Source organism: Campylobacter sp. 7477a, from assembly GCF_014892335.1.
Lineage (GTDB): Bacteria > Campylobacterota > Campylobacteria > Campylobacterales > Campylobacteraceae > Campylobacter_A > Campylobacter_A californiensis.
The window spans coordinates 1-13,646 of sequence record NZ_JADBJH010000004.1; the positions used below are offsets into that span (position 1 = coordinate 1).

General features: G+C 38.0%; 15 protein-coding genes and 1 tRNA gene. 4 read left to right on the top strand and 12 right to left on the bottom strand.

The annotated features are described in order from the left end of the window. Positions 1-5 precede the first annotated feature (5 nt). The gene (locus CCAL5182_RS02280) at positions 6-911 is read left to right on the top strand and encodes a radical SAM protein (protein ID WP_336610219.1); all 906 of its coding nucleotides are present in this window, start codon (positions 6-8) and stop codon (positions 909-911) included. 144 nt (positions 912-1,055) lie between these two features. Beyond that, positions 1,056-1,130 (top strand) — tRNA-Asn (locus CCAL5182_RS02285). 225 nt (positions 1,131-1,355) lie between these two features. Here the strand turns inward: CCAL5182_RS02285 and mnmA are convergent. From mnmA to aroQ, 11 genes are read right to left on the bottom strand one after another with little or no spacing between them, the layout of a single operon-like run. Beyond that, entirely contained in the window at positions 1,356-2,375 is a 1,020-nt protein-coding gene (gene mnmA / locus CCAL5182_RS02290; protein ID WP_169937239.1) for a tRNA 2-thiouridine(34) synthase MnmA, read from the bottom strand. 48 nt (positions 2,376-2,423) lie between these two features. After that, a complete protein-coding gene (locus CCAL5182_RS02295; protein WP_169937237.1) occupies positions 2,424-3,017 on the bottom strand; it encodes a TIGR00730 family Rossman fold protein in 594 nt (197 codons plus the stop codon). 9 nt (positions 3,018-3,026) lie between these two features. Beyond that, the gene (fliY, locus tag CCAL5182_RS02300; protein WP_169937235.1) at positions 3,027-3,881 is read right to left on the bottom strand and encodes a flagellar motor switch protein FliY; all 855 of its coding nucleotides are present in this window, start codon (positions 3,879-3,881) and stop codon (positions 3,027-3,029) included. Continuing rightward, a complete protein-coding gene (fliM, locus tag CCAL5182_RS02305; RefSeq protein ID WP_169937234.1) occupies positions 3,871-4,971 on the bottom strand; it encodes a flagellar motor switch protein FliM in 1,101 nt (366 codons plus the stop codon). The genes fliY and fliM overlap by 11 nt, the downstream gene beginning before the upstream one ends. Next, positions 4,971-5,675: an RNA polymerase sigma factor FliA gene (locus tag CCAL5182_RS02310; protein WP_169937232.1), complete on the bottom strand. Its 705-nt coding sequence runs from the start codon at positions 5,673-5,675 to the stop codon at positions 4,971-4,973. Before CCAL5182_RS02310 ends, fliM begins: the two co-directional genes overlap by 1 nt. Then, positions 5,647-5,991: a hypothetical protein gene (locus CCAL5182_RS02315; RefSeq protein WP_169937230.1), complete on the bottom strand. Its 345-nt coding sequence runs from the start codon at positions 5,989-5,991 to the stop codon at positions 5,647-5,649. The genes CCAL5182_RS02310 and CCAL5182_RS02315 overlap by 29 nt, the downstream gene beginning before the upstream one ends. 12 nt (positions 5,992-6,003) lie before the next feature. Continuing rightward, positions 6,004-6,870 carry a P-loop NTPase gene (locus tag CCAL5182_RS02320; protein WP_169971803.1) on the bottom strand — a complete coding sequence of 289 codons (867 nt, stop codon included), beginning with the start codon at positions 6,868-6,870 and terminating at the stop codon, positions 6,004-6,006. Beyond that, complete coding sequence (gene flhF / locus CCAL5182_RS02325; RefSeq protein ID WP_169971804.1) at positions 6,867-8,243, bottom strand: flagellar biosynthesis protein FlhF; 1,377 nt, start codon at positions 8,241-8,243, stop codon at positions 6,867-6,869. Before flhF ends, CCAL5182_RS02320 begins: the two co-directional genes overlap by 4 nt. A 12-nt stretch (positions 8,244-8,255) precedes the next feature. Next, positions 8,256-8,732 carry a 2-amino-4-hydroxy-6-hydroxymethyldihydropteridine diphosphokinase gene (folK, locus tag CCAL5182_RS02330; RefSeq protein ID WP_169971805.1) on the bottom strand — a complete coding sequence of 159 codons (477 nt, stop codon included), beginning with the start codon at positions 8,730-8,732 and terminating at the stop codon, positions 8,256-8,258. Further along, the gene (locus CCAL5182_RS02335) at positions 8,729-9,754 is read right to left on the bottom strand and encodes a M24 family metallopeptidase (protein WP_169937222.1); all 1,026 of its coding nucleotides are present in this window, start codon (positions 9,752-9,754) and stop codon (positions 8,729-8,731) included. The genes folK and CCAL5182_RS02335 overlap by 4 nt, the downstream gene beginning before the upstream one ends. Next, positions 9,751-10,233, bottom strand: coding sequence for a type II 3-dehydroquinate dehydratase (gene aroQ / locus CCAL5182_RS02340; RefSeq protein WP_169937220.1), 483 nt, complete (start codon positions 10,231-10,233; stop codon positions 9,751-9,753). The genes CCAL5182_RS02335 and aroQ overlap by 4 nt, the downstream gene beginning before the upstream one ends. A 158-nt stretch (positions 10,234-10,391) precedes the next feature. On the opposite strand from aroQ, the gene mqnF reads away from it, so the two are divergent. Then, positions 10,392-11,609: an aminofutalosine deaminase family hydrolase gene (gene mqnF / locus CCAL5182_RS02345; protein WP_336610155.1), complete on the top strand. Its 1,218-nt coding sequence runs from the start codon at positions 10,392-10,394 to the stop codon at positions 11,607-11,609. Next, positions 11,597-12,460 (top strand): signal peptide peptidase SppA, encoded by an 864-nt coding sequence (sppA, locus tag CCAL5182_RS02350; protein WP_336610156.1) that lies wholly within the window; start codon positions 11,597-11,599, stop codon positions 12,458-12,460. The genes mqnF and sppA overlap by 13 nt, the downstream gene beginning before the upstream one ends. Here sppA and ribD read toward each other — a convergent pair whose 3' ends face one another. Beyond that, positions 12,461-13,558: a bifunctional diaminohydroxyphosphoribosylaminopyrimidine deaminase/5-amino-6-(5-phosphoribosylamino)uracil reductase RibD gene (gene ribD / locus CCAL5182_RS02355; RefSeq protein ID WP_336610157.1), complete on the bottom strand. Its 1,098-nt coding sequence runs from the start codon at positions 13,556-13,558 to the stop codon at positions 12,461-12,463. It abuts the gene before it with no gap. Positions 13,559-13,646 lie beyond the last annotated feature (88 nt).

Here is a 13,646-nt window from a genome sequence, read left to right on the forward strand (position 1 = left end):
TGTCTGTGGTGTTTGGGCCGGTTAGTTCGCGTAGATTTGGCATGAGTTTGGGGATCGACCTTTCGCCGCATGCTAAGTCGTGCAACTTTGATTGTGTTTATTGTGAACTAAAGATAGCCAAAAAGGTGGATAAAATTTCAAATCCACCAAGCGTAGACGAGATCATAAACGATGTCTCGTCCGCGCTTAAAGTGCATCCAAACATCGACGTTATAACACTTACGGCAAATGGCGAACCCACTCTTTATCCATACTTAAAAGAGCTTATCGCCAAACTAAATTTAATAAAAAATAGTGCAAAATTACTAATCCTATCAAACGCGACAGGCGTCGTAAAACCTGAAATTTACGACGCTCTCTTAGGACTTGATATAGTAAAATTTAGCCTTGATAGTGCGATAGAAAAGACTTTTCGCAAGATAGACCGAGGACATAAAGAGCTAAATGTAGCGGATATCATAGAAAAAATGACTGAGTTTAAAAGGGATTTCAAAGGCGAGCTCGTCCTTGAAATTTTAGTCGTAAAGGGATTAAACGATGCTGCACAAGAATTTAACGCACTAAACAAAGCCATAAATCAAATTTCGCCAAATCGCATAGACATAAGCACGATAGACCGACCACCTGCCTATCCTGTCAAAGGCGTAAACACAGACATGTTGCGCGAACTATCGGCTCATATCAAAAATATACCTTGCGTTATCGCTAGCGCAAAATACAGCGGTGAAAATTTAGACTTTAGTAAAGACGAACTAATAGCGCTACTTTCTCGTCGCCCACAAAGCGAGATAGATGTAAAAAATAGCTTTTCAAGCATATCAAAGCAAAATTTACAAGAACTCCTAGCCGATAATAAAATCTATGAAATCAGCGTTAGTGGGGTTAAATTTTATAGGACAAATGAGCAATAAACGCCATATAACACTATTTTTATATCACTTGTTAAGCCTATTTTACTCTAAAGAATACAAAATTTGAATATTTTTTAAAATTTAAGCTAAATTTTATTGACAAACGCTTTCAATTTGTCTATAATACGATTTCTTTTAAATTGTTCCGGATTAGCTCAGCGGTAGAGTAGGTGACTGTTAATCACTTGGTCGCTGGTTCGAACCCAGCATCCGGAGCCATTTCTTTTAATATCCCTTTAAAATTCAAAAACTTTATTATCTAAATTTGCCGCCTTGCTTTTAAAAATACTTTATACAGCAATTATTTAATAATTAACACAAAAAATATCTACATATGCCAGCAAAGATAGGATAAAATATATTTTATACACGCAAAAAGATATACAAATTTAACAAGTTGTAACCCCAAGCGGATTATGTTATTTCCGCTTGGTTGGTAGAAGTTTATTTTATAAAGCCGCTAGCGATGACTTTATCTCCGTCATACATCACACAAAGCTGGCCTTGGGCGACACCAAGAGCGTTTTGGTTAAGCATTAAAACTGCCGTTTTATCCTCTTTGTTTATCTTGACCGAAGCTTCGAGTTTCGGACTTCGGTAGCGAATTTTTACTTCACTATCAAATTCATCCTTATCAATAAACAAATTTACATTTTCAAGCTCGACCATCTTTTGAGCCAAATCATCTTTTGAGCCAACTACGATCTCGTTCTTATCGGCGTTGATCTTTAAGACAAAGTGTGGCTCATGCGCACCGTAAATTTCAAACCCGCGACGCTTTCCGATAGTGTAGTGCATGTAGCCTTGATGACGACCCACGATATTGCCGTTTTTATCCACAACATTGCCTGGTAAATTTGTATTGTAATGTTTCTCAAGAACCTGGATATATGTATCTTCCACAAAGCAAATTTCACTACTTTCAGCCTGTGTGCCAAACTCGCTTAGCACATCTATGCTTTTGGCAAGCTCTTTTATATCAGACTTAAATTTATCACCCAAAGGGAAAACAACATCCTTTAAAACCTCTTTTGGAACTTGAGCCAAAAAGTAGCTTTGATCCTTGCTCGGATCCTTGGCTTGCGTAATAAGACCGTCCACAACTTGCACATAGTGTCCTGTGGCAAGCTTTTCACAGCCCTGCTCTTTAGCAAAATCCAAAAGCGCTCCAAGCTTGATAAAGCGATTGCATAAGGCACACGGATTTGGCGTTTTACCCTCTTTATAAAGTTTTACAAACGGATCGTAGACAAATTCGTTAAATTTATCTTGCAAGTCTAAGATGTGAACTTGTATACCAAGATACTCTCCGACCTTTTTTACTTTTCTTATATTTTCTTCATGATAGCCTGGCTTTGTGTGCAATTTCATATAGCAGCCTTGCACTTCATGTCCCTGCTCTTGTAAAATCTTGGCGGTCATCGTGCTGTCCACGCCTCCGCTCATCGCAACCATTATCTTCATAAAAACCTTTGTAAAAATATTGTAAATCAGACATTATATATCTGAATTTTAAATATTTAAAATTTCACTTACGATATAGTCGATATCATCACTTATATGATATAAATTTACATCTTGAGGATTGATAGTTTTTTCATTTACAAGAGTGGTTTTTATGAAATTATCTAGACCGCTCCAAAACTCAGACCCAAAAAGGAAAATTTTAACCTTTTTAGTTCCTACTTGAGCTAAAACCAATATCTCAAAAAGCTCATCAAGTGTGCCATATCCACCAGGAAACACAACAAAGGCGACAGAGCTATCAGTAAGCGCAAATTTACGTGGGCTAAGGCTTGAAAAAAGATAATCAGCGGTCGTGTAAGGATTGGTTCGTTGCTCAAACGGCAAGCGCACATTTAACGCCACACTTGGGCTTTTGCCACTTTCGTAAGCACCCTTATTTGCCGCACACATTATGCCATCTCCTCCGCCAGTAAGCACGGCAAAACCAAGCTCGCCAAGCTTATAAGCAAGCTCTCTTGCGCTCTTATAATACAAATTTTCTTCGTCAAATCTAGCAGAGCCAAAAAATGTTACATTTTTATTATTATGAGCCAAAACACCTTGAAATTTAACAAAATCCTCGATCAAATCACTACTCAAATACCACTCCTATTTTAGCTGTTGTAAGCGCTCGCGTTTTGAGCCTATTTGAGTTATTTGTATGCCGAAATTTCCGTCTATTATCACAACTTCACCCACGGCTATAACCTTATCTCCGATTAAAATTTCAAGCGGGTCGTTTGCAAGTTGATTAAGCTCTATAACAGAGCCGATATCCATGGTTAAAACATCTTTTAATAACATTCTTTTTGAGCCGATACGAACGCGAATAGGCAAACGCACATCCATGATAAGCCCGATATTTCTCATCTCTTCAGCACTAAATTCGCTCTTTAAGGAAGCTTTTGACGGTGCTTCTGCTTGCGCCAAGCCTTGCTCTTGCGATCTTGGATCAAGTATATTCATTAAAGATTGATCACAAGCGATCCCTATGCCTTCGCTTATCTCGTCTATGTTTACATTAAATAAAAACAGCTTCTCATAGCCGCTTAGGTCCAAATTTGAATTTTCATCCAGAAAACTAACGCTTGATATATCAAAACCAAGCTTTGGCAACTCTTTTTGAGCGCCTAGTGAGGTGCTAAACGCTCCTAGTAAATTTGAAAAAATTTCCTTTGCCGCATCAAGCTCATCTACGCCTAAATTTTCATTACGAGAAATTTCCTCCTCACCCATCATCCATTCGCCAACGGCACTTATTAAAACAGGAGTGCAAACTATGGCGATCTTGGCACTTATGTCGCCTTTTGTCATGATGTTTGCAATGGCGACCGGAGGTTTTATGCCGTTTTGACTAGGTGCGTCAAAATCGTTTCTCTCACCAACTTCAAGCATGCGTCCTGTAAGCCCCTCGATGGTCGCTTTTAGCTCATTTGTAAATAAATTAAAAAAATTATTCATCATCTTCGTAGTTCTCTTCTTCTTCTAAATTTTCTGCGTGGTCATACTCCATAAGCTTAGCCTTACGCTCCTCTTCGTAGTGTTCGAGGATAGACTTGATTTCATCCTTATCGGAGCGTATAAGTTTTTCGATCTTGATAGATTTTCTAAACCTATGAAGTCCTACTTCAGCTAAAAATACCTCTTTTTTATCTATGCAAACGATAGCCTTATCGTCCGCACCTCTATCAAGACGCAAGATGTCACCCTCTTTTAAATTTAAAAATTCATTTACACTAACTACGGTTTGACCAAGGATCGCTTCATAAAGCACCTCGGCACGCCCGATCAATGTTTTTAGCTCTTTATTTCTACTTTTTTTAGCGCTCGTTTCTCCAAGCATTATATCACGGTTTGCTAGACGTCCAAGGATCGGCTCAAGGTAGATAACCGGATAGCATAAATTTATCATGCCACTTGAGTTGCCGACTATTATCTCCATAACAACCATGATAACGATCTCATTTTGGCTTACTATCTGAACGACGTTTGGGCTACTCTCTTTTGCCTCGACGTTTGGATACATATCAGTTATCATCGCCCAGCTCTCTTTTAGGCGTTGCATTATCATCCTAAGCACAGCATCAAGTAAATTTATCTCTATATCAGTTAGCTCTCTACTGGTTTCGAAATTCTCACCGTTACCGCCCAATAAACGGTCTATCATAGGAAAAGCTATGCTTGGATTTATCTCCAAAACGCAGTTGCCATCAAGCGGCTTTATCGAAAAGACGTTAAAGCTTGTTGGACTTGGAAGACTCATTAAAAATTCACCGTAAGTCATCTGATCTACACTGTGCAAGCGAATTTCTACTATACTTCTCATCACGCTTGAAATTTGACTAGCCAAGTTACGTGCTAGTTTATCATGTATGCCTTTTATCGCACGAAGTTGCTCTTTACTGACACGGTTAGGGCGCTTAAAATCGTATATAATTATCTGTTTTTGTTCGGTTTGGCTGACTTCTTGCTCGCCTATACTGCTAGTATCGCCACCCTCGTCAACGACTTCAAGTAGTGCGTCTATCTCTTCTTGACTTAAAATATCAGCCATTAAGCCCCCAAACTACTGCGAATTTTGCCTAAAAGGCGTTTATGAATTTGTGAAATTCTACTCTCGCTTATTTGCATTATCTCGCTTATCTCTTTTAAATTTAACTCTTCGTAATAATAAAGCTGAACTATCAGCTGATCGCGCTTATCAAAACCTTTAAGCACCTCTTCGATCTTTTCTATCAAGTCCTCTTTTTCGACATTATACTCAACATCGCTCTCGCCGTAAAGTTCTATTTGCTCGTCGATAGGAAGTATCGTAATGATAGAACTAACACCTCTTGCTTCACGTATCTTTTCTACATCTTCGCCAAGTTTTTGAGCTAGATACTCATCGCTTGGCTCTTCTTCATGCTCGTTAAAATATATATCAATCTCTAAATTTATACTCTTTACCAGTTTTCTATCAGCCCTACTTATCACGTCAAGCTCACGCAAAAAGTCAAGCATAGCACCATAAATTCGTTTTCTTCCATATCCCCAGAATGAATCATTCTGATCCTTGTCGTATCTTCTGCTAAGTTTTATCATCTCTTCGACGCCGATACCTATAAGGTCGTTCACATCTATACTTGGCGGAAGCCTCTCTTTTAGTTTGTAAGCCATCGCACGAAGAGCCGGCATATACTGCAAAACTATCTCATCTTGCTCTTTTTTGATTGTATTTTGATATGCGTTAAGCTGCTTTTGCTTTAATTCTTGCATTCTGCTTGCCTGAAATTTTATCCGAATTTGTAAGCTTTGACATCACATTATCCATACGCTTTTCCCTAATGGCAAGCTCGGAAATGAGATAATCAGCCACCTCTTCATGTCTATCTCTATCAAAAAATCTCTTAACCGTTCGCCCTACATCAATGTAGTTCATGATAATAATATGGATCACAAGATAGAAGAAAAATGTAATAAGCATAGTATAAACTAGCATTTCAACAGGATCGTTTAGCTTTATCAACGTAAAAACCATGCCGATAAAAAACCCACACACCGTAAAAAATGCTATAAAATTTTCAGCCTTCACGCTCACTCCCCGTCAAAATTGTTCTATCAGGCGTTTAAAAAAAGCACCAAAACTTCTGCTTGTGTCGTCTGTAAGCACTTTTCGTTCCAACCTATAAAGCAAATTTGAAACTATCTGTTTTATCTGCATACTTGACAAACCATAAGAAGTATCGTCCGTAAATAGCGTGCGTTGCTTTATACTTCTTGAAACTTCTTTGTCGGCCTCAAGATGACCGATAAGCTCAAGTTTCAGCTCAGGTCCTATGTTTGCCGCGGCAACTCGCTTGATATTTTCAAAAATTCTAACAGCTTCATTTTCGTTTTTCACCATATTCATAAGTAAAAGCTGGTTGTTTTTAAACCTTGAAACTATCTTTATAACAGCATACGCATCGGTTATAGCTGCAGGATCAGGCACGGTAACGACGATTATCTCATCTGCGGCCTCTAAAAATTGCTGAGTATTACCGCCTATGCCGGCTCCCGTGTCTATGATCATAAAATCAAGCTCGTCAAGCTCGCTAGCCTCGTTTAAAAATCGCTCGTATAAAAATTGGTTATTAAATTTTAAGATCTCATCTCCGCTTTCACCTGGGATGAGAGTTAAATTTTTATTAATAGGTATTAAAATTTCTTTTAAAGAGCATTCGCCTTTTAGGACATGAAGCAAATTTTTACCCATCTTTACATTTAGGATGACATCTAAATTTGCAAGTCCGATGTCAGCGTCTAGCAGCCCTACTTTGTATCCGTTTTTAGATAGCACATTTGCCAAATTTGCACTTATCGTGCTTTTGCCAACACCACCCTTGCCGCTTGTTATAGCAATAAAGTGTGTGTTTTTTTTGTTTGTTTTAGAAGAGACGAGAGTTTGAAGCTTTTGAGCTTGATTTATCATTTTTCGTCCTTATCTTCTGAATTTTTAGAGTAGCCTTCAAGCACGCATTCAACTAAAAATTCGCTTTTTGCCTCAAGTAAATCATCAGGCACCTCTTGCCCGACGCAAAAATAACTAACAGGGGTATTTGTCTCATAAATGAGCGAAAAAACATTGCCGAAAATTTTGGTTTCGTCAAATTTTGTTATGATCAAGGTGTCGATATCTAAAAAGCTAAAACCGTTATAAATTTCTATCAAGTCTTCTACTTTAGAGCCGGCAGACAAGACCAAATTTACGTCTATTTGCACATCGCTGTGTTTTAAAAATTTATCAAGCTTGTCAAGTTTTTCTTTATCATACTGCGAATTTCCAGTAGTATCTATCAGTATGATATCGCAGTAATTTAGCGTTTTTAACGCGTTTTTAAAGTCCTCAACCTCTATCACATCAAGGATAGGAAGCTTCATCATCTTAGCATACTGAAAGAGCTGCTCGACCGCACCTATACGATAAGTATCAAGCGTGATAATGCCCGTTTTATAGCGCTTTTCACTTCCGTAAGCAAACCTTGCCGCAAGCTTGGCTAGAGTCGTAGTTTTACCAACTCCAGTTGGGCCTACAAGCATCATTATGCGCTGTTTTCTGTCGTTTATCTCTTTTCTACAAGGAAGCATGTTGCGCAAAAGAGAGTAAAAATACCGCTTAACTGCGGTTGGATTTGCCTTCATTGATGTTGGCATGTTTTCTATCGTAGCGTTTATTATCGCTTCTAAGTGCTCTTGTTTCATCCCGCTTTGTTTTGCGGCTTTGTAGATACTTGCAAACTCCGGTGGTATGGCTAGATTATTACGACTTGGGGCACGCTCGTCCCATATCATGTCAGTTATCAGACCAAGTTTTTCGTTTAAGACGCTTACTTGTTTTGCTACGTCGTCGATTTTTTTATTAACACCGTGAGCTTGCTCATCTACCGCTTTTATCTTGCTCATATCGACATTTGCGATCTGACTTATCTCTTTTGCAGCTTCAGATATATTTAAAAGCACGCTTTCATCGACATCATAAGGACATGCCGGAGTTGTTTTTATCTGAGGTTTTTCTTTTGCGGGCTCTTCTGTGATATTAAATTTAGGCTTTATTGGCTCATAACTAGAGTTAAATTTAGAGTATGCATTCTCGTAATTAACAGCTTTTGGGTTTGGTTTTGGCTTTTGAGGCACATCCTCTTCTTCAACGCTAACTAAAATTTCATAAAGAGGCTTTTTGTTTATGGTCTTAGCCTGAATTTGTTTTGTGGTAACAAGTATCGCTCTCTCACCACATGTTTCTTGCGCTTTTTTTAACGCTTCTATGCTGCTTTCGCCTGTAAATGTATAAAATTTAGTTGCCATATATTTCCCTCTTTAGCTTCTCATCAAACCCATCGGCACTATCACGCTCATCCTAGTTGTTACTCCGGGATGTGGTATGGTTAGTTTAGGACTTCTAAGCACTTTTGCTCCAAAGTATAAAATATCCAGATCAAGCGTTCTAGGCGCATTTTTAAAGCTTCTAGTTCGTTTAAATTTCAGTTCGTATCTTTGTAAAATTTTAAGTAAAGCATACGCAGATACACTTGTTTGTAAATTTATAACAGCATTGCTAAAATCAGCCTGATCTTCATATCCAAACGCCGCATTTACAAGTATCGGCGAAACCTCAACAACATGAAATCTCCTGTCATCAAGCAAAACTCTTATAAATTTATCAAACCTTTTATCGCTTCTACCGATATTGCCGCCAAGACCAACAACAGCGACATACCTAAAGCCATCTTTAAAACCAAAATAACACGGGCAAAATCGGCTACGAACAAGCCCCCTAGCCCCGAGTATTTTCATAAAATTCTTGCTCCGTCCTTGGTTGCCACAACAACATCTTCTATACGAACTCCAAATTCGTTTTCAAGATATATCCCCGGCTCTATGCTAAAAACCATGCCTTCTTTTATAACCGCTTCGCTTCTTGCACCGATGACAGGCAGTTCATGTATATCAACTCCAACCCCGTGTCCCGTTGAGTGGAAAAACGCCTTTTCATATCCGGCTTTTACTATCACATCTCTTGCGGCTTTATCTATCTGGCCAGCTTTTATACCAACCTTTACGGTATCTAACGCGACTTTTTGAGCCTCTTTAACGATCTCATAAATTTCTTGGTGTTTTGGATTTTTAAATTTTTGCTCTTTGCTAAAATTAAAATTCTCATCAAAACACGCCGTTCTTGTCCTGTCCGAGCAGTATCTGTTAAATTTTACTCCCGCGTCAAGCAAGAGCAAATCCCCGTAACGCAAAATTTTATCACCTGGTAAGGCATGGGCTTTAGCTGCATTTTCATTTATAGCAACGATAGGGTCAAAACTTAGCCCAAGTTCGTTTTTACGTTTAAAAATACTTTGAGCGTTAAAGTGAAGTTCTCGTTCGCTCATTCCCTCGCCATTTTTCCTTACAAACTCGGCAAATTCATCAAAACATTCAGCGCCAAATTTCGCCGCACGAGATAAAATTTCTATCTCTTCTTCGCTTTTTATCATGCGCTTTATCTGAGAGAAATTTGCCTTTGGCTTGAAATTTATACCAAGCCCTTTTGACAAAACGGTAAAAGTACTTACGCTAAGTTCGTCGGGATTATAAACCAAGCTTTTTGGTTTTAATTTTCTAAGAAGCATCCTTGCTTCTTGTATTAAATTTCTTTGTGCTAAAACAACGACAACGCCGTGATTTACGAGTTTTTTTGCTTCAAAATAATACCTCGCGTCACTTAAAAAATACTTCACTCCATCAATGCAAAGTAAAATTTCATTATCACAACTGTATCCGCACTCAAAAAATACGGCGTTTTCGTCTTTTAGTATGTAGTTCATTGTTGTTGCTGATTTGCCGCTCTTATGGCTTTTACTTGTTCGAAAATTTGAAGCATGCCTATCATAGCAAGATGGTATCCAACAGGTCCAAAACCTACGATCTGACCCGCACTTACCGGAGCGATAAGGCTTTTATGACGGAAGTCTTCACGTCTGTGGATATTGCTGATATGCACTTCGATAACAGGCAAACTAACTGCACTTAACGCATCTCTAATCGCTATAGAAGTATGAGTGTATGCGGCTGGATTTATGATGATACCGTCAGCATCACCTAGGCACTCTTGAATTTTATCTACGATCTCGCCCTCTAGGTTACTTTGAAAAAATTCAATATCAATATCATTTTGATCGGCTACGATTTTCATTTGCCCATGGATGTCTTCCATCTTCATAGCACCGTAAATTCCAGGCTCTCTAGCTCCTAGCATATTGATATTTGGTCCTTGGATAACCATGATTTTTAGTTTTTTGTCCATATTTTTGCCTTTTGTTAAAATGTCATTTGATTATACATTTTTGTTCCTAAATTTTTGCTACAAGAAGCCCTAAAATGCCCTTTGCGTTGATTAAATTTCAAAATTTAAAGCCTTTTATATCTTTTTTGATACAATTATAAAAATTTTAAAGGTTAAAGATGCAAATTTTAAAAGCAAAATACATCGTAACAAGCGATGAAAATTTCACTATTTTGCAAGATAAAGCCATAGCTTTTGATGATAAAATTTTAGCCATAGCCGATGCTAATGAGCTGATAAAAAGATATAAAAATGCAAATTTTATCGACTTAAAAGAGGCGCTTATCGCTCCTGCTTTTGTTAATGCCCACGTTCATTTGGAATTTAGCTCAAATAAATCCGAGCTAATTTACGGAGATTTCATCACTTGGCTTGGATCTATCATACAAAACGGAGCAAATTTGACTCAAAAATGCACAAAGCAAATCATACAAGAGGCGCTAAATTCGGCACTAAAAAGCGGAACGGCCACATTTGGGGCGATATCAAGCTTTGGCAAAGATCTTGAAATTTTATCATCAAGCCAGGCAAGAGTTGTATTTTTTAATGAAATTTTAGGCTCAAACCCTGAGTTTATAGAGCAAAATCGTCAAAATTTCATCACTCGTTTTAATGAAAGTAAAAAGTATGCGAATGATCGTTTTAGCCCTGGTATTTCGCTTCATTCGCCATACTCTATACATCCAAAATTAGCAGAATTTGCAATAAATTTTGCAAAAGAAAATAATCTTGTCGTCTCCACCCACTTTTTAGAAAGCAAGGCTGAGATGACTTGGCTAAAAAACGGCACTGGTAAATTTAAAAAACACCTAAAAAGATTTGTTAAAGAGCCAAAACCGATGTATGATAAAGACAGCTATTTTACCATGTTTAAGGGCATAAAAACGCTCTTTACTCACTGCGTTTATGAAGATGATTTTACTAAATTTGACCAGAAACTTCACAGTGTTACGCATTGTGCGGTTTCAAATAGATTACTTGGTAAAAAAGCTTTAAATTTAAACAAAATTTTAAGCTCAAGCACAGGGCTTAATATCGGCACAGACGGGCTTAGCTCAAACATTAGCCTAAATTTATGGCACGAGTTAAGAGCTGCTCTTTTTACTCATGCAAATCACGAGTTAAACGCCATTGCGAAAATACTATTTACCGCAGCAACGAGAGGCGGGGGGTTAGCCCTTGGAACAAATAACGGCATAATAGCACCAAACAAACTGGCCGATATAGCCGTATATGATGTGCCAAACTGTGACAAAGACGCACTTATAACACAACTAATCTTACACACAAACGAAGCAAAACAACTATATATAGGAGGAAAAATTTGCAACTTTTAAAGATGATTTTTGCACCCATAGGTGCTATTTTTAAATTTATAAATACCAACTTCAAAGCGCTTGTATTTTTACTGATATTAGCCATGATATTTATGCCAGACGGCGAGATAAAAAAGCCTAATCTAGCGCAAGTTGATATAAAAAATACACTTCTTCAAACCGAAGATATCTTAGAAAAACTACAAGCCCTTAACGACGATGACAGCATAAAAGGTGTCTTGCTTTATATAGATAGTCCGGGTGGTGCGCTAAGCCCTAGCGTGGAGCTTGCCATGCAAGTAAAAAAACTGGCTAAAAACAAAAAAGTCGTAGCATATGCCGCCGGCTCAATGACAAGTGGCAGCTACTATGCCGGAGTAAACGCCCATAAAATAGTGGCAAATCCGGGCTCGTTTATCGGCTCTATCGGTGTTATCATGCAGGTGCCAAACCTCGAAGCTCTAGCCGATAAAATCGGCATAAGCGAACAGGTTGTAAAGGCGGGAGAGTTTAAAGAAGCGGGGACATTTACCAGAAAATGGAGCCAAAGTGAGCGTGATAGTCTGCAAAAGTTAGTTGATGCTTCATACGAGCTATTTACAAGTGATGTCGCGCAAGCAAGAGATCTTGAAACAAGCAAAAAAGATGAGTGGGCAAATGCCAAGATCTTTTTAGCCGGCGAAGCAAAACAAGTAGGACTTATCGATGAGATCGGCGGATACTTTGAGGCCAAAGCGCAGCTAGAAGAGTTAAGCGGTGTTAGCGAAGCAGTTTGGGAGAAAAAACCTCAAATAGAAAAATTTATGGAAAAATTTACAAGCCAAGGCGTAAATTCGATGGCAAATTTACTTTTTAATACACAAATGAGATAGTTAGACTATCTCATACCAACTGTAGCTATCATCTGCAAAATTTGACCTAAAAACGGACTTTAAATAAATTTGTGAAAGCAAATTCGGCTCGTTTTTGAAATTTGAACTTTGGTATAAAAGAAGCCATTTTACGTTTGGTAATGCACCGTTTTTGGCTAAATTTAAAAATTCCTGCGCCCCTTCATACATAACAAGGGGTGATTTTTTGGCTCTTAAGAGAGAATTTGAAATTTCAACTTCGCGTCCTTTGACATGAAAAAGAGGTAAGCTCTCGTCAAATTTTTGCTCTCTAGAAAAGATTAGCACATTTGGACTTTTGCCATTTTTTACAAGTCTTGCATCAAGTTTTGGACGATCTATTCTTACGGTATTTCCACCAATAACTAGCAGATCTACAATACTTCTTATGCTGTGCATGTGAGCGCGACTGGTCTCGTTTGAGATCACTCCGCCAGTTGCCGCGCCATTTACCGATAAAGCAACCTTAAGAAAGCTAAAATTCCCCTCTTGCCAACTTAAAAACGGCTTTAAAAGCATGCTTCCGTCTTGTTTTAGAACGCCTACTTTCACTTTTATCCCGGCATTTTGCAAGATAGAAATTCCACCACTTGCGATTTTGTTTTTATCTTCGCAAGATATCACAACCTCGGCAAATTTTAACTGCACAAACAAATTCGCACAAGGAGGGGTTTTGCCATAATGTGAGCAGGGCTCAAGCGTAACATAAGCCTTTGCACCGTCTAATAAATCACCGTGATTTTGCATTATAAAATCATAAGTAAAAACCGCGTTTAAATACACTTCTTTAAGCTTTTCAAGAAGCTCATGTTTGTCTGAAATATCCAAAAAATTTGTGTTAAATTTTTGATCGTAGTTTAGTATAAATTTATGTAAAAAATCATCACTTATCTCACAAAGTGCAAGCAAGATCGCACTTGGCTCTGCGTGTAAAAAACCAGCCTTTTTGTGAGCACCTATGCTCAAAATTTTACCGCTTTTATCAAGTACGACACAACCGACTGCAGGGTTTGGATAGGTTAGGATCTGATACTTCCAAGCCTCATTTAAGGCTAAATTCATATAAAATTCATCACTCATCTACGCCCTTTAAATTTTAATAACTCTGAATTTCAAAACGATGTTTTTAAATTTGAAAGCGAGTATAAATGCCAAACGTCTATACTCG